A 21050-nucleotide genomic window follows, 5' to 3' on the forward strand; every position below is an offset into this window, starting at 1 on the left:
CTTGTATTTGTAGATCGATTTGTTAATCGCATTGGTTTATTTTCTAATTCCCTTCTAGTAAAAAGTCAAAAAACTAAAAAATGGCAAATCATATGAGCTTAATACCTTAACTATTTTTACGACAATAGCATCAGAAGAACCCTTACACTAGACAAACAACTGAAAGTATTCGTATTTAATTACTAATTTACAGCTTATTGAACCCAACATTCATGTAATCCACTATTTTGACACATTACCTTTATTTCTTTTTTGTAAATTACAAGCATGTGTTATTCAACGGCATTACGAAAAAAAAAAGAACAGATTGAGCAAAGTCTGTTAGCTAATTTTGATGCAGATTTTGAAATTCCATTAGAGTACTTACCGTATTATCATTTAAACGGGTTTACACATGGTAATTTGTACATTATTAAAATGGATGAACCTGAAAAAATTTATCCAGCTAGTTGGGGCTTAGTTCCTAATTGGGCATTACATAACCCCGAAGGATTTAGAAAAAAAAGCAACACACTTAACGCAAGGGCTGAGAATGTTTTTGAAAGAAACTCTTATAAAGATATTGCTGAGGATAAAAGATGTCTCATTTTAAGTGATGGCTTTTTTGAACCTCATCATGAAAATGGTGTTTCAATACCACATTTCTGCTATCAACCCTCTAAGGAATATCCTGAGGGAGATTTGTTTTTGTTTGCAGGGTTATACAATGAGTTAGATGATGAATTATATACTGCCACTATTATTACAGTAGGGGCAAATGCTTTTTTTGCTGAAGTTCACAATAAAAGAAAGCGCATGCCTTTGGTTCTGGCTGATGATTTGTTTGAAGATTGGCTCGATGATGGTATGAATCAACCGCAATTAAATGAGCTCATGGCATATGGTTTTACAAGTCAAGACTTTAAAGCTCATCCTGTGACTAGAGAAATATATAAAAAAGGTATTGATACTAATACACCTAGATTCATAGCACCAGTTGATAAGGGTACTTTGTTTTAACTTAGGTTTTTATTAAATCGATTTAAAAATCCTACCTCTGTGGCAGAACTTGTAAAAACATAACTGTCTGAGGTCAAAACCCTTCCCCGCTATAACATCATACGATACGCAAATGTCCTTTTTTTATCTCCTTATGTTTTGAATTCTTTTTTGATTTGGACTTCAATTTCAATCTTAACTTGTTCATATCCTGACTGATTTTCTTCTCTACTACTCGTGCGTATCGCTGCGTAGTTGATAATTTAGTGTGTCCTAGTAGTTTTGATACCGTTTCTATAGGCACTTGATTTAAAAGTGCTACCGTTGTTGCAAAGGTGTGTCTTGCAACATGGAATGTTATATTCTTTTCTACGCCACAGCTTTTAGCAATGACTTTAAGATATTTATTCATTTTTTGGTCACTATATACAGGTAGTAAAGCAAAATTATTTTGGTTATTTGGATAATTCACGTAGGTATCTAAAATTGCTTTAGCTTCATCTAATAGTGGAATCTTTGTTGCTATTCTCGACTTTTGTCGTCTCAAATTCAGCCATTGTTCCTCATCAATTCCAGTCACTATGTTTTGTACTGTAAGTTGCTTAACATCAATGTAAGATAGTCCTGTATAACAAGAAAATACAAATACATCTCTAACCAATCGCATGCCCGGTTTTTCAATTTCAAGGTTCTTAATGGCGTTTAACTCTTTTTGGTCTAAAAAAGGACAATCGTACGCTTCAAACTTTAGTTTATAGGAGGCAAATGGATGCACTTTTATCCAACCATGATTTGTAGCTAGGGTCATAAATTTCTGTAAACGCTCCATATGCTTCATAATTCCATTATTTTTTAATGGCTGCGATTTCACTAGTGGGGTGCAATTACGCAGGTAATTATCAAAGTTTACAATAAAGGAATAATCCACATTTGTTAATAGTAAATCCTCCGTTTTATAAACTTCTTTTATAAAACGATTTAGGTATTTTTCGGTTGCCGCATAATTTTTTGCCGTGCCTTTGGCTAATTTTTTTAATTCATGTTCTCTATGATATCGTACAATGTCGTTTAACGTTAACACCGCCTTGTCTTTACCTAAAAAACGTGATTTTACTGCCTTTGCAGAAATTACCCTGCCCTCCTCTATTAGTTGCTTATATGCGATTTTAATTTTTGCTTGAATATCATCAAGGGCATTATTGATGACTTTAGCATACTTAGTACGTGATTTTACACGAGCTCTTTCTAGATTCCAGTGCTCCTCTAAAACAGCTTCTTTGGTACTGATATCAACAGGCGAACTGTCAATCCATATGCGCGCGTAGATTGGGATAGTACCATCATTCTTGATGGACACTTTTTTTAACCAAAAATGAACATTTAATGTGTGTGTTGTTCTCATTACTTTCGTTTTAAATTGAAGAATCAGTTAAACGAAAGCCAAATCGCTCCGATGGTCAATTATCGTAGCATCCCAAATTTATGAAATTAATTCCTAAAATAATAGGACACGAAATAGGACACTAATTGATATGCTGTAATTTAGACATAAAAAAAATCAGCAAAAATGTATTTTACTGATTTTTAGTTTTTTAAGTGTCTTTTGTTTTATTTTGACACCCTATTTGTCGGGGTGGCAGGATTCGAACCTGCGACCTCCGCGTCCCAAACGCGGCGCGATAACCGGGCTACGCTACACCCCGATTTGGTTATCTGTAAGCGGATGCAAATATAGTTTTTTTATTCAATTGAAAACACATTTTACAAAAAAAATATTTTCAACAATGACCAACCTCATAATAAAAAGAATCTATCAAACCTTAAATTTTAAAAAGATGAAGTAACTTAAAAAAACAAATACTTAAAACTATAAAAAAGACAACACATGCGATGTCAATTTTATTATGTATTTTAATCTAACTTTAAATCAAAAGAAAAACTAATGAGAAAGTCTATCTCACTATTAACGTTAATTTTAATAACCTGTGCAACATGTGCCCAGCAAACAGAATCTGAAATAAAAGCTGAATCACCCGTTGATTTTCATTATACCACAGAGCTTATTGTTCCTGAATTAAATATTCCATGGGGTATGGCTTTCTTACCTGATAACAGCATCCTCATTACCGAAAAATCTGGAGAACTTATTCTCTTTAAAGACAACAAAAAAACAATTATTCAAAATCCTCCAAACGTTTATGTTAGAGGGCAAGGCGGACTTTTAGACATTGCATTACACCCGGATTATGAAAATACAGGCTGGATTTATATGTCTTATGCGTCTTCAGAAGATCATGAAGAAGGTGGCAATACAGCGTTAGCCAGAGCAAAATTAAATAATAATACCTTGGTCGATTTTGAAGTGTTGTACAAGGCTGAGCCGAATACAAAAAAAGGACAACATTGGGGCTCTAGAATTTCATTTGACAATGACGGACATATATACTTTTCTATTGGAGACCGCGGTAACAGAGACGAAAACCCTCAAGATATCACCAAAGATGGCGGTAAAATATACAGACTAAATGATGACGGATCTATCCCCTCAGACAACCCATTTATTAACACCCAAAATGCAAAAAAAGCCATTTACAGTTATGGCCATAGAAATCCCCAAGGCATGACAAAACACCCTGTTACTGGTGCTATTTACGTTAATGAACATGGCCCTAAAGGCGGTGATGAAATAAATATCATTGCCAAAGGTAAAAATTATGGTTGGCCCGTTATCTCTTATGGTATAAATTACAATGGTACGCCTTTTACAGACATCACAGAAAGAGAAGGTATGGAACAACCTCTTTTCTATTGGGTGCCTTCTATTGCTCCATGTGGTTTTGTTATTGTAAACTCAAATTTTTACCCCGAATGGAGAGGCAATTTTTTAGTGGGCTCTTTAAAATTTCAATATTTAGAACGTCTTGTAGTAGAAAACAATCAGGTGATTAAGCGTGAAAAACTATTTGAGCATATTGGTCGCGTAAGAAACATAAAACAGGCTCCTAATGGCTATCTTTACATGGCGGTTGAAGGCCAGGGTATATTCAAAATTATTCCAAATCAAAACTAAGACTATGAAATTATACTATACTCTAATTATCATTTTAACCGGTTTACCGTTAGCATTACAAGCCCAGTCACCTCTAGAAAAAAGTATAAAACGCGGAAGTGACCTCTATGAAGACTTCTGTGTATCCTGCCATATGTCTTATGGTCAAGGTATTCCCAATGTTTATCCCCCATTAGCCAAATCAGATTTCCTAATGCAAAATCGAAAAGCTAGCATCAAGGCTATTAAGTATGGTCAAACTGGAGAAATTGTGGTAAACAACAAGCCTTATATTGGCTACATGGCTCCACCGGGTCTTAGCGATGATGAAATTGCAGATGTTATGAATTATATCACCAATACATGGGGTAACAAAAACACAAAAATGATAACAGAGGAAGAAGTATCTCTTGTTGAAAAATAAACATGTTTTGGCCGTATTCATTTTTACATTTAATTACATTTGTAAAAAAGCACAATAAACTTCAATATCATGCTCATAATTGGAATAGCCGGTGGGACCGGCTGTGGAAAAACAACCGTGGTGAATAAAATACTCCATGAACTTCCTGAAGGCGAGGTTGGTATTATTTCACAAGATTCCTATTACAAAGACACCACACATTTATCATTTAACGAGCGTGTAAAAATCAATTTTGACCATCCTACATCAATTGATTTTGATTTACTTATTAATCATTTAGCTAAACTAAAAGCAGGACAATCGATTCACCAACCTGTATACTCCTTTGTAAAACATAACAGAACAGGCGATACTATTTTTACTCATCCTAGAAAGGTGATGATTGTTGAAGGTATTTTAATTTTAACCAATCCCAAACTACGTGATATGTTCGACATTAAAATATTTGTGCATGCTGATAGCGATGAACGATTAATAAGACGCTTAAAACGTGATATAGCAGAAAGAGGCAGAGATCTTAATGAAGTTTTAACACGCTATCAAAACACATTAAAACCTATGCACAATCAATTCATTGAGCCCACCAAAGAGTTTGCCGATATTATCATTCCTAATAATAAACATAACACCGTTGCTATTGACATTGTAAAAACCATCATAACAGACCGTTTATAACATGGATTTTAAGAACAATAAATACCTAAAACCCTTTAAAAGTATTTTTATACTTATATTAGTATTATTTGCTGTTTGGATGCTTTTTTTCGATACTAACTCATGGCTTATTCATCATGAATTAAACACTGAAATTGAGGAGCTTGAAAATGAAAAAGAGTACTACCAAAAAGAAATTGAAAAAGACAATAAAGACTTAAAGAAACTGAGCACCGAGGAAGGCTTAGAAAAATTTGCAAGAGAGACCTACTACATGAAGCGAGAAAATGAAGAGATTTTTATTATTGAATATGAAGACAGCTTAAAAGCAGAACAACATGACTAATGGTTTATTTGATGAATTCAACGCGATTTCAGCCAAACAATGGAAACAAAAAATTCAGTTTGATTTAAAAGGCGCTGATTACAATAAAACCCTTGTTTGGCAATCAGAAGAAGGGATTTCAGTAAAACCTTTTTATCATGCTGATGATTTCTCAAACGCACCTATTATATCAAAGCCTTATCATACATCTTTTAAAATTGCACAAACCATTTTTGTAGCTCATGCTGAAAAATCGAATGCCAAAGCACTTGATGCCTTATCGCGTGGTGCCGAATGCATTAAATTTATTATCCATTCAGAAACCATAGCTATAAATGTCCTTCTAAAAGATATTGACACCCAAAAAACGCCTGTTTATTTTGAGCTACAGTTTTTATCAGAATCTTTTATACAAAACCTTTTAAAATCAGTTCCAAAAGAAGGTATTTACGTTCAAAATGATATCATCTATAATTTATCTAAAAAAGGTAATTTCTTTACTAATTTAAAAAGTGATTTTTCCCTGTTTTCAAGTAGCGTTAATCAATCTAAAACAGTTGGTGTTGATGCTTCTTTGTATCAAAACGCGGGCGCAAATATAATCCAACAGTTAGCCTATGCGTTAGCACACGCTAATGAATATTTGAATCATTTAGCCCCCACCCATGACATTCAATTTAATTTCACTATCGCTATTGGTTCAAACTACTTCTTTGAAATCGCCAAATTAAAAGCATTGCGACTGCTTTGGGATACGCTAGCTTCAGAATATAAAGCGCCTAGTAGATGTCAAATCTTTGCTACACCAACAAAACGAAATAAAACCCTGTACGATTATAATAACAATATGCTTAGAACAACCTCCGAATGTATGAGCGCTATTTTGGGAGGTGCAGATATGGTTTCAAACTTAGCTTATGACGCTATTTATCATAAAGACAATGAATTTGGTGAACGCATGGCCAGAAATCAACTACTCTTATTAAAATATGAAAGCTATTTTGATAAAGTTACCAATCCGTCTGACGGTGCCTATTATATTGAGAGCATCACCAATCAATTAGCCGAAAAAGCCCTTGAATTGTTTAAAGATATTGAAAACCAAGGCGGTTTCTTAAAACAACTAAAATATGGTGTTATTCAAAGAAAGATTAAAGAAAGTGCGCATAAAGAGCAACAGCTTTTTAACCATGGAGAAAAAACTTTAATTGGATCAAACAAATATATAAACTCCAAAAACCACATGAAGAATGAGTTAGAACTCTATCCTTTTGTAAAAACAAATCCTAGAAAAACATTGATTCAACCCATAATTGCAAAAAGATTATCCGAACAATTAGAACAAAACCGATTAAAAAATGAACTTTAACAGGAACTCAAAAATTTATTTTATTGCTTTTTTATTTTCGCTTATCGTTTTTAGTTGTAAAACCGATTCGTCATTTTCTAATTTCAAATATCTTGACAAACCCCAAGTATTAAATTGCGAAGGATTAAATTCAAAACTATATAATGAAGCGCTTTATTGTTTTGAGGATGATATTTTGGCTTTTTATAGCAAAAATAATACTAAAGCCTCATTAGTTAATGCCTATTCTCAATTTGTAAGAATGGCGGTATACGGAAGTCTCAACTATGACAATATCGTTTCAAAACACACAAAAGAAGTATTTGAAGCTTTAAAAAGTGAAGCCGATTTATGGGATGCTAAAAACCCTAAAAGTCACCTAAATTACAATAGCACCATCATGAATTGTATAGCTAACAATATAAAAGATGACAACCTAAAAACCACTTTAAATGCGCTTATGTCAACCAACAGTATGAGCCCTAAATTGTTTGGCACGCCTGTTATGAATAAATACAGAAATGCCCTTAATGACAAGTATTTGGGCGCTTACATAGCGTTTGATTTGTATTTTGCCAAACTGTTTACAGTAGACTTTGCTAAAGTAAATTTTGACAAACCTGAACAAAAAGTTGATTTTAACAAAATACCTCAAGATTCAAAATAAGATAAACCGCTTCAAAGTTTGAGAAAAAATCTTCAACATATCACTGTAAAACAACTTTCAAAGCCAACCACTAGTAAGGTTGACATATTTGAAACAGCTGAAGGAATCTCGGTGAAATCCGTTTACACAGAAGCAGACCTTAAAGATGTTGACCACCTAAATTTTGCGGCTGGCATACCACCGTTTTTAAGAGGCCCATACAGCACCATGTATGTAAGGAAACCGTGGACTATAAGACAATACGCTGGTTTTAGCACGGCAGAAGAAAGCAATGCATTTTACAAAAGAAATTTAGCCGCTGGGCAAAAAGGCCTTTCGGTAGCTTTTGATTTAGCAACACATCGCGGTTATGACTCTGATCATGAGCGTGTGGTTGGTGATGTAGGCAAAGCTGGTGTAGCTATTGATACTGTAGAAGATATGAAACTGCTTTTTGACGGAATACCACTAGATAAAATGTCAGTTTCCATGACCATGAATGGCGCGGTACTTCCCATTATGGCATTCTACATTGTGGCTGCCGAAGAACAAGGCGTTTTACCAGCGCAACTCTCAGGCACCATTCAAAATGACATCTTAAAAGAGTTCATGGTACGTAATACGTACATTTATCCGCCTAAACCATCTATGAAGATTATTTCTGATATTTTTGAATACACCAGTAAGAACATGCCTAAGTTTAATAGCATAAGTATTTCTGGGTATCATATGCAGGAAGCAGGAGCCACTTGCGATATTGAATTGGCCTATACGCTTGCAGATGGTTTAGAATACATTAAAAAAGGACTTGAAGCTGGGCTGGACATTGACACCTTTGCTCCTAGGCTTTCTTTTTTCTGGGGTATAGGTATGAATCATTTTATGGAGATTGCCAAAATGCGTGCCGCTAGAATGCTGTGGGCTAAATTGGTAATGCCTTTTCAACCTAAAAATGAAAAATCGCTCGCCTTACGCACGCACTGCCAAACATCAGGATGGAGTTTAACTGAACAAGACCCTTTTAATAATGTGGCACGCACTACCATTGAAGCTGCCGCTGCGGTATTTGGAGGTACACAAAGCCTGCACACCAATGCCCTTGATGAAGCCATAGCCTTACCCACAGATTTTTCAGCTAGAATTGCCAGAAACACACAAATATATTTGCAAGAAGAAACAGAAATCACCAAAACGGTTGATCCGTGGGCTGGCAGTTTTTATATAGAAAAACTAACGCATGATATAGCCAATAAAGCTTGGATTCTTATTGAAGAAGTAGAAGCGCTTGGAGGCATGACAAAAGCTATTGAAGCTGGAGTTCCTAAAATGCGAATTGAAGAAGCGGCTGCCCGTAAACAAGCGCGCATAGATTCGGGGCAAGACATTATTGTTGGGCTTAACGCCTTTACCCTTGAAGAAGAAGCTCCTATTTCTATTTTAGAGGTTGATAATCAGGTTGTAAAAAAGACCCAGATTGAGCGTTTACAAAACGTTAAAGCCGAAAGAAATACAGAACAGGTTAAAACCGCTTTATCGCATTTAACGGAAGCTGCTCGCTCAGGACAAAATAATTTATTAGCTTTAGCTATTGAAGCTGCCAGACTAAGAGCAACACTCGGTGAGATTAGCGATGCTTTAGAAGTTGTTTTTGGCAGACATAAAGCACAAATAAAATCATTTTCAGGAGTGTATAGCAATGAAATAAAAAATGACGATACCTTTAAAAAAGCGCAAGAGTTAGCCGATATTTTTGCAGAACAAGAAGGCCGAAGACCCCGTATTATGATTGCAAAAATGGGACAAGATGGTCATGACCGCGGTGCTAAGGTTGTAGCCACAGGGTATGCTGATGTGGGTTTTGATGTAGATATAGGGCCGCTTTTTCAAACCCCTCAAGAAGCTGCAAAACAAGCGATTGAAAATGACGTTCATATTCTCGGCATATCCTCACAAGCTGGAGGACACAAAACCTTGGTTCCTCAGGTGATTGACGCACTAAAAAATTATGGTAGAGATGATATTATGGTTATTGTTGGTGGCGTCATTCCAAAGCAAGATTATCAGTTTTTATTTGATGCTGGAGCCATTGCCATATTTGGCCCTGGCACAAAAATAAGTGAAGCAGCCATTAAACTATTAAACATCTTAATAGATTAACAGCATAAAAAAAGCAAGCTAAACGTTGAAGGTTTAACTTGCTTTTTATTCTTAAATCAGAAGGGTATTAATCTACTTTTTTATCTTCAGTATTTATTTTATTTTCAACAAAATCGCCAGCATTAACCACCGTCCATTTATCAAAAAGTTTAAAGTACTTTTTTATCACCTTGTTTACATCGTCCACGGTTAGATTGGTAACTTTATTCTCTACTTCTTTTTGAAACATCATGTCTCGGTCATAGTACAGATTATTGTTTATAAGCGTAGACAACTCGTTATCTTTTGCCCTTGAAACCGCTTCCCCTTGAACCCAACTATTAACGGCAATCTTCAGTTCTTCCTCCGTAATGCCATCGTTTATAAATCGTTCTATTTCTTCTTTAAAGCCACGCTGTACCTTTAAAGCATTTTCTGGTGCATAAATGGCATACACCACAATAGCCGATCTTTTATCTTTCTCATCGGCATCAACGTTAACATAACCTCCCGCTCCATAACTAACACCATCTTGCTGTCTTAGTCTTGTGGTAATTCTGGAATTTAACACCCCTCCACCAAAAATAGAACTTGCTATCTGTAAAGCGCCATAATCATCATTATCTTGACTCCCTTCAAAAGCCATTACTCCAATACTTATAGCATTTTTCTTATCTGGTGTTTTTAAACTTTTGTTCACCTCATTGTTTGGTTTAAAAGGATTTGAGATTGACTCATAAGGCTTATCTACTCTAAAATCGGCAAACGCCTTCTCAAAATAGTCTTTCAGTTCTTCCTCATCAATATTTCCAATAGCCACTAACGAGGCGTTATTTGAAATTCCATAAAAATCATCATAATACTCTTTAATCCCATCTACGCTAACCGCTTTAATGTCTTCTATATCTTCTTCAATAGTTGACACATATAACGGATGTCCTTTTGGGTAATTTTGATTTAGTAACCTTAAATTTTTGCTGGCCAGAAACTGTGGTTCTGTTTTATTCTCTTCAATAGAGGCTAAATCTTGTGTTTTTAGTTTTTCTAGCTCTGCACTATCAAACTTAGGGTTTTTAAGCATCTCTGTCATGAGTGCAATTGTTTCTATCAAATCATCCTCTGTAGAACTTATACTCGCTACAATTCTTCCGTTTGATCCGGAAAAACGTATAGACGATTTAAGCTCACTCAATTTATCTTCAATCTCTTGTCTTGTATAGTTTTGAGTGCCTTTGTTTAACATTCTGGCTGTGAAACTGGCTAACTGACCTTTATTCATAAAGTCATCTACCTTTCCGTTTCTAATCACAAAAGAGAGGGTGACAGTTTTACCACGATTATCTTTTTTTATAAAGCCATATTCAATAGGTAAACCGTTTAACTCTCCAGTTTTTAGTCTGTTTTGAATATTTTCGTACGACACATCAAAAGCTTCCCCTGCATCTAAGCCTTCTTTTCCTTTATAACTTGTAACCAAAGCATCTAAACCTGCCGTATGTTCAATCTCAACGCGTGTTGGGGTTTTAGAAGGCACGAAATTTCCTATGGTTCTATTTGTGTTTATAAAATAGCGCTGCATCGCTGCATTTACTTTTTCAGCCGTCATGGCTTCAACGCGGTCTCTTGTAATAAAAGATAACCTCCAGTCTCCTGCCCCTATAAACTCACTCATAAAGGTTCCTAAATAACCCGAGTTTCTAAAAATTTGATCATACTTTTTCATCAATTTAGACTTAGCGCGTTTAACTTCTTCTTCAGTGACAGGATTTGCCTTTAAATCTTCTAGCACAGATTTCAAAGTTGCCTCTGCTTCTGCTAACGCCATGTCAGATGGCACATCTACATTGAAGTAAATAAAACCTGGCTCTTTGGTAAATGGCAAAAAAGACCATACACTTGAGGCTTTTTTGCCATCAATTAAGGCTTTATACAACCTTCCTGATGGTTGGCTGGTCAATATTTCTTCAGCCACAACAATAGCACTATAATCTTCATGAGAACCTGATGGTGTATGATATAACGCCGATACAATTTGTAAATCACCCACTCTACTCAAGGTAACTCGTTTCTCTCCATCTTGTGCTGGCTCAATGGTTGGCACATCACGGAGGGGTTGCTCAGGATTTTTTAAATCTTTAAATTTTTCTTCAATAAGATTTAAAACGTTTTGCGTTTCAAATTTTCCAGTTACCATTAAAACCGCATTGTCTGGCCTGTAATACTTCTTATAAAAAGCCTGCAAATTTTCAATAGGTACACGTTCTATATCTGAACGATTTCCAATGGTAGAATTCCCATAATTATGCCATAAAAAAGCTGCACTAATCACTTTATCCATTAACACCCCAGAAGGTGAGTTCTCCCCGCTTTCAAATTCATTTCTCACCACAGAAAACTCAGATTCTAAATCTTTTTTAGCGACGTAAGAGTTTAACATTCTGTCAGCCTCTAAATCTAAAGCCCACTCTAAGTTTTCTTTATTGGCATTAAATGTTTCAAAATAATTAGTTCTGTCATACCAAGTGGTTCCATTAGGTCGGGCTCCATGCTCTGTTAATTCCTTCGGGATATCGGGATGCGATGGTGTACCCTTAAACAGCATGTGTTCTAGCAGGTGAGCCATTCCCTTTTCACCGTAACCTTCATGCCTAGACCCCACTAAATACGTTATATTAACCGTTATGGTTTGTGCCGAATTATCAGGAAACAAAAGCACCTTAAGACCATTGTCTAGAACATATTGAGTTATCCCTTCAACCTGAGCTGTTTGCTTAATTTGTGATAAACCTGTATATGAAAAACCTACTAAAAAGCAGATTACTACACAGCATCTAAAAGCATCGATAAAAATTTTCATAGTGTAAAGTTTTCGTTTTTTTAAAAATAATGTTTTGAAAATAAACTGACTAACGCTTTTGTATTAAAATTCTATTAAAATAGCTTTGTTTAAAGAATTGAGTCAACTCAAAAAAATCAATTTTTATTCCTAATAATTAATTGTATTTTTGGCTCTAATAAAACCAAATCAATTAATGGGTAAAGTCATTGCAATTGCTAATCAAAAAGGTGGTGTAGGAAAAACAACAACATCTATAAATTTAGCGGCCTCGCTTGGGGTTTTAGAAAAAAAAGTTTTACTGATAGATGCTGACCCTCAAGCCAATGCAACTTCTGGTATAGGAATAGATGTTGAATCTGTTGAAACAGGAACGTATCAGCTACTTGAACATTCCAATTTAGCCCAAGAAGCCATTATTCATACAGACACACCTAATTTAGATATCATTCCAGCACATATAGATCTGGTAGCTATTGAAATTGAACTTGTTGATAAAGACGAGCGTGAATACATGCTGAAGAAGGCTTTATCAAGCATCAAGGATGAATATGACTATATTTTAATTGATTGTGCGCCTTCTTTAGGACTATTAACCCTTAATGCGCTTACCGCAGCAGATGCCGTTATTATACCCATTCAGTGTGAGTATTTTGCATTGGAAGGATTAGGCAAACTATTAAACACTATAAAGAGTGTTCAAAAAATACATAACCCTGATTTAGATATTGAAGGCTTACTTCTTACCATGTATGATTCTCGCTTACGTTTATCAAATCAAGTGGTTGAAGAGGTGCAGAAGCATTTTAATAATATGGTTTTTCAAACCATTATACAACGTAATGTACGTTTAAGTGAGGCACCTAGTTATGGAGAAACCATTATTAACTATGATGCTAGCAGTAAAGGAGCTAATAACTATTTGAGCTTGGCAAAAGAAATTATTACAAAAAACTCTTAAATTATGGCCAAGGCAACAAAAAAACAAGCTTTAGGCAGAGGCTTATCGGCATTACTTAAAGATCCAAGTAACGATATTCAATCGGCTCAAGATAAAAATGCGGATAAAGTAATTGGTAACATTGTTGAGCTCGATCTTGATACCATTGAGGTGAACCCGTTTCAACCTCGAACAAACTTTAGTGAAGAATCTTTGCAAGAATTAGCTTCCTCTATAAAAGAATTAGGCATTATTCAACCTATTACAGTTAGAAAAATAGGACTTAATAAATACCAATTAGTTTCTGGTGAACGTCGTTTTCGTGCTTCAAAACTTCTAGGATTAGAAAGCATAACAGCTTATGTAAGAATAGCCAATGACCAAGAGTCTTTAGAAATGGCCTTAGTTGAAAACATTCAACGCCAGGATTTAGACCCCATTGAAATTGCCCTGTCCTATCAGCGCTTAATTGACGAAATAAATTTAACCCAAGAACAAATGAGCGAACGTGTTGGAAAAAAGCGTTCAACCATTGCCAATTACTTAAGATTATTAAAATTAGACCCTATCATTCAAACAGGTATGCGTGATGGGTTTATTTCTATGGGACATGGACGTGCGCTTATTCCTATTGAAGATCAAAGCATTCAATTAGATATTTATGAGAAAATATTATCTAATAAATTATCTGTAAGAGAAACAGAACATTTAGTTCGTGGCTATAATACTTCAGATGAGGTACAACCCAATGAAGTAAAACATGAAAGTAACGAGGTTCCTAAATACATAAAAAAAGGAATTGCGGCATTTTCAGAATACTTTGGACACAAAATAGACGTTAAGGTCTCTAAGAATGGAAAAGGAAAAATTACCATTCCGTTTCATTCTGAAGAAGACTTTAATCGGATTAAAAAATTAGTTCAAGGTGATTCCAAATAACACATTAACAGCGGTATTTTTTACAATTCTTTGTTGTTTTTCTCTAATTGCTCAAAATGATGACACCAAAAAATCTGAGCAAAAAGTAATTCAAGAAACAGGAGAAACAAAACTAATAGCTGCTGATTCTATTTCCAAAGTTAGAAAACCTATTGATCCGTTAGCGCCTTCAAAAGCTGCATTTTACTCGGCGCTTTTACCAGGTTTAGGTCAAGCATACAATAAAAAGTATTGGAAAATCCCTATTGTTTGGGGCGCTATTGGAACGGGAATATATTTTTACACCAATAACAATAAAGAATATCATAGGTATAGAGATGCGTATAAACGTAGATTAGCTGGTTTTGAGGATGATGAATTCTATTTTGATGGTAACGGAAATAAATTAACCCAACCCCGGGTAACAACGGAAGGATTAGAACGCGGACAAAAATTTTACAGGAGAAATAAAGAAATATCATTACTGGTTACTTTAGGTCTCTATGCTTTAAATATTATTGACGCCAATGTTGATGCCCATTTAATGCAATATAATGTGGATAAGAACTTATCGCTTGCACCACATTATAAAATTGACGAATTTGATGCCTCAACCAGTCTTGGGCTAACCTTAAATTTTAAATTTTAGCATAAATCATTATACAATCTTTATTAAAAAGAAATTAAGGTGATTTAGCAACAATAAAAAACAGAAATCAATGAAAATAGCACTATTAGGATACGGAAAAATGGGAAAGACCATAGAACAAATTGCTCTAAAACGCGGGCATGATGTGGTATTAACTATTGACAAAGATGACACAGATTATGATATAACTGAGGCGGATGTTGCTATTGATTTTAGCATACCCACGGTAGCATTTAATAATATTTCAAATTGTTTGAATAATAATGTCCCTGTTATTTCAGGAACCACGGGTTGGCTTGATAGGTATAATGAAGCGGTGACCTTATGTAAAGAAAAAAAGGGTGCTTTTATTTATGCATCTAATTACAGTTTAGGCGTTAATATATTTTTTGAGTTGAATAAAACCCTGGCCAAAATGATGAGTGCATTGAAACAATACAACGTTTCTATGGAAGAAATTCATCATACACAAAAGTTAGATGCGCCTAGCGGAACAGCTATATCTTTAGCTCAAGATATTATTGAACAGCATGGAAGTTATTCAAATTGGAAATTAGATCAAGGCAACGAAACTACCATCCCAATTGTTGCTAAACGTATTGAAGATGTTCCAGGAACCCATACCGTTACTTATGAAAGTGAAGTAGACACCATTACTATTGAACATGTGGCACACACTAGACAAGGGTTTGCACTTGGCGCGGTAATTGCCGCAGAATGGATTGTAGGAAAACAAGGTGTTTTTACAATGAATGATGTGTTAAATATTGGTTAACAGCAACCTGTTGTGTAACAATACATTTACCTTTAACAACTTACTATCAAATTAAATATTTTAGATTATGACATTATCACAATGGTTTATTTTCATTTTGATTATTCAAGTAGTTCACGGCCTTGGGACTTGGAAACTCTATATTAAAGCTGGAAGACAAGCTTGGGAAGCCTTTGTACCTATTTACAATGGTTATGTTTTAATGAAAATAATTAACCGGCCTGTTTGGTGGGTAATCTTATTATTTCTGCCTATTGTTAATTTGATAATGTTCCCCGTAGTTTGGGTTGAAACCGCTAGAAGTTTTGGAAAAAATATGCCCATAGATACTGTTTTAGCCATTGCTTCACTAGGACTTTATAATTACTACTTAAATTATACAGCTGATGTAAGCTATGTTGAAAACCGAAGTTTACATCCCAAAACATCGGGTGGTGATTGGTTAAGTTCTATACTTTTTGCTATTGTGGCGGCTACTATTGTGCACACCTATTTTATGCAACCGTTTACTATACCGTCTTCATCTTTAGAAAAATCGTTATTGGTTGGAGACTTTTTATTTGTTAGTAAATTTCATTACGGCGCTAGAGTACCTATGACTACTATTGCTGCCCCTATGGTGCATGATACCATTCCTAAATTAGGAACTAAATCGTATTTATTTGATGACGACTATTCCAAAAGAAAAACATCATGGAAAAACAAGTTGCAATTACCCTATTTAAGATTTCCTGGTTTTGAAGACATTGAACGCAATGACATTGTAGTGTTCAATCAGCCTGCCGACACCTTATTGGATATGAACGACTTTCATCCAGACCGCAATTACTATAAACCCATTGATAAGAAAACAAACCTTGTAAAACGTTGTGTAGGTATTGCAGGCGATACGCTAGAGGTTAGAAATGGATTTGTTTATATAAATGGTAAGAAAAATGAATTACCAGACCGCGCCCATTTACAGTTTAGCTATTATGTGCAACCCAAAACAAATCGATTTAATCCTGTTTTTTTAAAGGAGCGCTATGATATCACCGATGGCTTTGGTATTATTAATAAACAAAACACTTACTATTTCTCGGCTATTTCTGATGAAGCTTTGGCTAAGTTTAAAAATCATCCCAATGTGGCCAGTATAACGCCTAATATTAAAACAAAGGGCGAAAGAGATCCAGGGATTTTTCCGCATCACCCTGATTATCCTTGGAACGTAGACTTTTTTGGTCCGCTTTATATTCCTGAAAAAGGAGCAACTATTGATATCAGTCTTGAAAACCTGCCACTTTATAAACGCGTAATCACAGAATACGAAGGTAATACCCTTCAGGTAAAAGGCAATCAAATACTAATAAACGGAAAGGTTACCAATGCGTATACTTTTAAACAAAATTACTATTGGATGATGGGTGATAACCGCCATAACTCCATTGATGCCAGAGCTTGGGGCTTTGTGCCTTTTGACCATGTGGTAGGTAAGCCTGTGTTTATTTGGATGAGTTGGGACGGCCTTAAAAACCCCAGATGGGAACGTTTCTTCACAACAGTAAGTGGTGAAGGAAAGGCTACCTCATTTTTCATCCCATTCTTGGTATTGCTTTTAGGTTATTATGGGTATTCTAAATGGAAAAAGCGAAAAAAGGAAAACGCTTAACCTTGTTCGTTTGCTGATGTAATCTGTTAGCCACTGAAAAACAAAGTTTGATGACCGTACTTGTTCACCCAACCTATTTTCCTAGCATCTCGACCTTTGTTGCTATTTCGCAGGCAAAACAGGTTATTTTTGAAACCGCCGATAACTTTGTAAAACAGACGTACAGAAACCGTTGCTATATTTATGGTGCCAATGGTAAAATGGCATTGAATGTTCCTGTAGTATATTCACAAAAAAATCGTCAGAAATACAAAGATGTTAAAATTTTTAATGATGAAAATTGGCAGAGCCGGCATTGGAAGTCCTTACTTTCCGCTTACCGAACCTCACCCTTTTTTGAATATTACGAGGATGAGTTGCAACCTTTATTTGTAAAAAAATTTGATACTATTTTAGACTTCAATTTGAAGTGTATTGAAACTATTTTGGACTGCCTGCAATTGGATATTGAGATAGCAACAACCCAAATTTTTGAAAAGACAGTTACTCATGCTGATGATTTCAGATCTCTAGTTCAAGCTAAAAAAGAAATCCCACAACACTTTGAGCATTACACACAAGTATTTGAAGCCAAGCATGGATTTATACCCAACTTAAGTATTTTAGACTTGCTTTGTAATGAAGGACCTAATACCTTGAATTATTTAGAATCGCAAAACCTACCTATCTTATAATGCTTCAAACTCTGGTTCATTACGGCTGTCATTTATTCATTCCTTTACTAGTAGCCTATGTCTTTTTTACATCGCATTGGAAAACGGCATTCATCATTATGCTATCTGGCTTGTGGATTGATATAGATCATGTACTTGCCACACCTATTTTTAATCCTGATAGGTGCAGTATCAATTTTCACCCCTTACACACCTATTACGCACTGCTTATCTATCTGCTTTTATGTTTGCCTAAAAAAACACGATTGTTTGGTCTTGGACTTGTAATCCATCTCATATCTGATACCGTTGATTGTGCTATGATGTGACATATATGACATGTTACGGTTAGGCTGTCAACATCAACTACTGCAACAAATTCAATGTCGCCATAATGGGATAATGATCAGAAAAATGCTCATTATAGCTTTTAAATCCGTTTACAGCAAAAGCTTCGTCAGCTAATACAAAGTCAATACGTACTGGAAAAAACTTAAAGTCATAACTTCTACCAAATCCATTCCCGGCTTCTTTGAACGTATCATTTAAATCGCCTTTAATTTTTCTATAAACGTATGAAAAGGCCGTATTATTAAAATCTCCACAAATAATCATTTTATAATGGCACGACGCTTTGTGCTTTAAAAACAATTCCGTTTGCGTTTGCTGCATTTTAAAACTAGAACTAATTCTATTGAATAAGCGTTCAGAATCTTCTTTTTTCAAATTCTCCATTTTAGCATCAATTTTCAGAGATTCTAAGTGTATATTATAAACACGCAGGGTATCAGAATTTGTAACAATATCAGCAAAAATGGCATTATTCGCTGTATTTGGAAACTCAATAGAGCCTGAGTTAATTATAGGAAATTGAGAAAATATAGCCTGCCCGTACTTTGTTTTCTTACCTGATAACTTTTCATACTTATATTTAAAGAACGACAAATCCACCTTTTCATGCGGGTGATATTCTTGAATACTTAAAATATCGGGGGATTCCTGTTTAATAAACTCTACAATTTTGGTTTCTGTATTAGCATCGGGAATCCAATCATATAAATCAAACAACCGAACATTGTAATTCATCACTTTGAAATTATTAGGATGCTCAGTCTGTTTTGACGACGTGAATTTATACAAAGACCCAAATGAAACATAACCGAGACATAGTACAACCAAAGAGAGTACAAACTGTTTTTTTAATCCTATTAACCAATAAATAAAAAACAGTGCATTAAGCAAAATAAGGAATGACACCCCTAAGTTTAAAACGGCTAATATGGAAAATGTTTTGGGAGGTAAAAACGGCAAAATAAAAGATAACAGAAGCAATAAAGCAACCACAATATTAATGGCGTATATCGCTTTATTTACCATGCTCAACTTTTTCATGCGTTTACTTGCCAGCTCTGAATAAAAACTCCTTTTCTTCCTCTGTTAAACTATCATAACCACTTTTACCAATCTTATCAAGTATAACGTCAATTTTCTTTTGATTGTTAAAGGCATTAAAATCAGATTTTGTATAGCCACCAACCTTACTCTTTCTTTTGTGAACTGTTTTTAAAGGGCCTTTTCTTGAAGATTTAAACAGCGTCATAAAACCATCTATAAAACGCTCAAAACCTTTACCTATATCCTGGCCTTTGGTTAACTGCTTCGCATATAGATACCCTAAAAGTCCTCCGCCTAAATGCGCCAAACTACCGCCAGCATTCCCTCCAAACAAGCCCATAATATCTAATATAATAATAGCTGCACCAATGTACCAAAGCTTTATACTGAAAGTAAAAAATCGTATTTCTTGACGAGGCATATAAGCGCATAAAAAAATTAAAAGCGCCCGTACTGCGGCCGAAGCACCAAGTAACCTAGAATACCCACCAAAAAAACTTGGAAATAACGTATAGGCCAACATAAACAACACGCCACCACTTATAGCGCCTAGAAAGTATACATTAAGTGCAAGTTTTGTGTTAAACAAACTCAAAAACATACGTCCTAAAAAATACAGCCATAGCATATTAAACAGGATATGCATAAAATCATAATGCAAAAAGGCATAGGTGATGAGTGTCCAAGGTTTTAAAATAAAATCAGAAAAATCACTGGGCAACTCCAACCAATGCGTATAAGACCTCAGCACAAAAGTGAGTAAAAAAATCGCTGTGTTTATCACAATGATCTTTTCTAGAACATTAAGATTAGAAAACTTATCCTTGATATCTTGAGCCAATGAATTCATTAATACCAGCGGTTTCTATTAAACTGATTTTTTTTCCAATACCACATAATAAAAAAGCCTGTTAACGCACCGCCTACGTGCGCCATATATGCTGTGTTACTTGGGCTAAAAAATGATTGCCCCGTTAAGCCTGAAATCAAATCTAAAATAATAATTCCTGGAATAAAATACTTGGCTTTAATAGGAATAGGCAAAAATATCAGCATGAGTTCGGCATTCGGATTCATCATCCCAAAAGCAGCCATTACCCCCATAATACATCCTGACGCACCAACCATAGTATTTCTGGCAATAACATTCATATCAAAAAGTGCTTTAAAATTACTTTGATTGATTGTATTGGCATCAAATCCATATTGATTTAAAAGTGGTTCCATTTGCTGTCCTAAAATCTCCCCCTTTATATACTGACCATCACTGGCATCAATAGAGATAATCTTTCTTAATAATTCACCATCCATATTAAGATTTGCAATGCCCTGATAAGCTTGATAAAAATCTACATAATAATACCCAACTTGCAGCAATACAGCCCCTAAACCAGCCGATATATATAAAAACAAAAAACGCTTGGATCCTAGTGCCCGTTCTACGGGTGTACCAAACATCCAAAGCGCGAACATATTAAAAAAAAGATGCATACCACCACCATGCATAAACATATGGGTGACGACTTGCCACGGTTGAAACGCTGTACTTTTTGGAAAATGCATAGCAAACCAATCATAAAACAAAACACCCTGCCCTATTGTTAATGTCCCGATAAACATGATTGCATTAATGATTATTAAATGTTTAACGGTTTCGGAAATTCGCATCATAA

Annotated in this window: 20 protein-coding genes and 1 tRNA gene; 15 read left to right on the top strand and 6 right to left on the bottom strand. The window is 35.1% G+C overall.

What is annotated here, in order from left to right; all coding sequences use genetic code 11:
• The first annotated feature begins 267 nt into the window (after nucleotides 1-267).
• On the top strand, nucleotides 268-999 hold the full coding sequence (locus tag FGF67_RS03665) for an SOS response-associated peptidase (protein ID WP_139695115.1): 732 nt from the start codon (nucleotides 268-270) through the stop codon (nucleotides 997-999).
• A 97-nt stretch (nucleotides 1000-1096) separates the two neighbouring features.
• Here FGF67_RS03665 and FGF67_RS03670 read toward each other — a convergent pair whose 3' ends face one another.
• Together FGF67_RS03670 and FGF67_RS03675 are read right to left on the bottom strand one after the other, a co-directional pair.
• Nucleotides 1097-2380, bottom strand: a complete 1284-nt coding sequence (locus tag FGF67_RS03670) for a site-specific integrase (RefSeq protein ID WP_139695116.1) — start codon at nucleotides 2378-2380, stop codon at nucleotides 1097-1099.
• A gap of 226 nt (nucleotides 2381-2606) precedes the next feature.
• Nucleotides 2607-2681: transfer RNA gene (locus FGF67_RS03675), tRNA-Pro, on the bottom strand.
• A 239-nt stretch (nucleotides 2682-2920) separates the two neighbouring features.
• Between FGF67_RS03675 and FGF67_RS03680 the strand changes: the two genes are divergently transcribed.
• The 7 genes from FGF67_RS03680 to scpA all read left to right on the top strand — a co-directional run bounded on the left by FGF67_RS03680 (nucleotide 2921) and on the right by scpA (nucleotide 9581).
• Nucleotides 2921-4048, top strand: a complete 1128-nt coding sequence (locus FGF67_RS03680; RefSeq protein WP_139695117.1) for a PQQ-dependent sugar dehydrogenase — start codon at nucleotides 2921-2923, stop codon at nucleotides 4046-4048.
• A 4-nt stretch (nucleotides 4049-4052) separates the two neighbouring features.
• Nucleotides 4053-4451 carry a c-type cytochrome gene (locus FGF67_RS03685; protein WP_199240650.1) on the top strand — a complete coding sequence of 133 codons (399 nt, stop codon included), beginning with the start codon at nucleotides 4053-4055 and terminating at the stop codon, nucleotides 4449-4451.
• Between the two features lie 69 nt (nucleotides 4452-4520).
• Nucleotides 4521-5126: a uridine kinase gene (udk, locus tag FGF67_RS03690; protein WP_139695118.1), complete on the top strand. Its 606-nt coding sequence runs from the start codon at nucleotides 4521-4523 to the stop codon at nucleotides 5124-5126.
• A 1-nt stretch (nucleotide 5127) separates the two neighbouring features.
• Nucleotides 5128-5451 (top strand): FtsB family cell division protein, encoded by a 324-nt coding sequence (locus FGF67_RS03695; protein WP_139695119.1) that lies wholly within the window; start codon nucleotides 5128-5130, stop codon nucleotides 5449-5451.
• Nucleotides 5444-6799 (top strand): methylmalonyl-CoA mutase subunit beta, encoded by a 1356-nt coding sequence (locus FGF67_RS03700; RefSeq protein WP_139695120.1) that lies wholly within the window; start codon nucleotides 5444-5446, stop codon nucleotides 6797-6799. The genes FGF67_RS03695 and FGF67_RS03700 overlap by 8 nt, the downstream gene beginning before the upstream one ends.
• Nucleotides 6789-7445, top strand: a complete 657-nt coding sequence (locus FGF67_RS03705) for a hypothetical protein (RefSeq protein ID WP_139695121.1) — start codon at nucleotides 6789-6791, stop codon at nucleotides 7443-7445. Before FGF67_RS03700 ends, FGF67_RS03705 begins: the two co-directional genes overlap by 11 nt.
• A gap of 18 nt (nucleotides 7446-7463) precedes the next feature.
• Nucleotides 7464-9581 carry a methylmalonyl-CoA mutase gene (scpA, locus tag FGF67_RS03710; RefSeq protein ID WP_139695122.1) on the top strand — a complete coding sequence of 706 codons (2118 nt, stop codon included), beginning with the start codon at nucleotides 7464-7466 and terminating at the stop codon, nucleotides 9579-9581.
• 67 nt (nucleotides 9582-9648) lie between these two features.
• Here the strand turns inward: scpA and FGF67_RS03715 are convergent, their stop codons facing one another.
• Entirely contained in the window at nucleotides 9649-12417 is a 2769-nt protein-coding gene (locus tag FGF67_RS03715) for a M16 family metallopeptidase (RefSeq protein WP_139695123.1), read from the bottom strand.
• Between the two features lie 175 nt (nucleotides 12418-12592).
• Here FGF67_RS03715 and FGF67_RS03720 point away from each other — a divergent pair, with 175 nt between their 5' ends.
• From FGF67_RS03720 to FGF67_RS03750, 7 genes are all read left to right on the top strand, one after another.
• The gene (locus FGF67_RS03720; protein WP_139695124.1) at nucleotides 12593-13357 is read left to right on the top strand and encodes a ParA family protein; all 765 of its coding nucleotides are present in this window, start codon (nucleotides 12593-12595) and stop codon (nucleotides 13355-13357) included.
• Nucleotides 13358-13360: 3 nt separating this feature from the next.
• A complete protein-coding gene (locus FGF67_RS03725) occupies nucleotides 13361-14275 on the top strand; it encodes a ParB/RepB/Spo0J family partition protein (protein WP_139695125.1) in 915 nt (304 codons plus the stop codon).
• On the top strand, nucleotides 14265-14903 hold the full coding sequence (locus FGF67_RS03730) for a DUF5683 domain-containing protein (RefSeq protein ID WP_139695265.1): 639 nt from the start codon (nucleotides 14265-14267) through the stop codon (nucleotides 14901-14903). Before FGF67_RS03725 ends, FGF67_RS03730 begins: the two co-directional genes overlap by 11 nt.
• A 70-nt stretch (nucleotides 14904-14973) precedes the next feature.
• A complete protein-coding gene (dapB, locus tag FGF67_RS03735) occupies nucleotides 14974-15678 on the top strand; it encodes a 4-hydroxy-tetrahydrodipicolinate reductase (protein WP_139695126.1) in 705 nt (234 codons plus the stop codon).
• A gap of 67 nt (nucleotides 15679-15745) precedes the next feature.
• Nucleotides 15746-17329 (top strand): signal peptidase I, encoded by a 1584-nt coding sequence (lepB, locus tag FGF67_RS03740; protein ID WP_139695127.1) that lies wholly within the window; start codon nucleotides 15746-15748, stop codon nucleotides 17327-17329.
• 50 nt (nucleotides 17330-17379) lie between these two features.
• Nucleotides 17380-18003, top strand: coding sequence for a WbqC family protein (locus FGF67_RS03745; RefSeq protein WP_139695128.1), 624 nt, complete (start codon nucleotides 17380-17382; stop codon nucleotides 18001-18003).
• On the top strand, nucleotides 18003-18311 hold the full coding sequence (locus FGF67_RS03750; RefSeq protein ID WP_139695129.1) for a DUF6122 family protein: 309 nt from the start codon (nucleotides 18003-18005) through the stop codon (nucleotides 18309-18311). The genes FGF67_RS03745 and FGF67_RS03750 overlap by 1 nt, the downstream gene beginning before the upstream one ends.
• 37 nt (nucleotides 18312-18348) lie before the next feature.
• Here FGF67_RS03750 and FGF67_RS03755 read toward each other — a convergent pair whose 3' ends face one another.
• Genes FGF67_RS03755 through FGF67_RS03765 form a run of 3 tightly spaced genes read right to left on the bottom strand, consistent with a single transcriptional unit; the run spans nucleotide 18349 to nucleotide 21048 of the window.
• Nucleotides 18349-19374, bottom strand: a complete 1026-nt coding sequence (locus tag FGF67_RS03755; RefSeq protein ID WP_139695130.1) for an endonuclease/exonuclease/phosphatase family protein — start codon at nucleotides 19372-19374, stop codon at nucleotides 18349-18351.
• Between the two features lie 4 nt (nucleotides 19375-19378).
• Nucleotides 19379-20227: a rhomboid family intramembrane serine protease gene (locus FGF67_RS03760; protein ID WP_139695131.1), complete on the bottom strand. Its 849-nt coding sequence runs from the start codon at nucleotides 20225-20227 to the stop codon at nucleotides 19379-19381.
• A complete protein-coding gene (locus tag FGF67_RS03765; RefSeq protein ID WP_139695132.1) occupies nucleotides 20227-21048 on the bottom strand; it encodes a rhomboid family intramembrane serine protease in 822 nt (273 codons plus the stop codon). The genes FGF67_RS03760 and FGF67_RS03765 overlap by 1 nt, the downstream gene beginning before the upstream one ends.
• Between the last annotated feature and the right edge of the window lie 2 nt (nucleotides 21049-21050).

This window comes from Allotamlana fucoidanivorans, from assembly GCF_006265225.1.
In the GTDB taxonomy this organism is placed as follows: Bacteria; Bacteroidota; Bacteroidia; order Flavobacteriales; family Flavobacteriaceae; genus Allotamlana; species Allotamlana fucoidanivorans.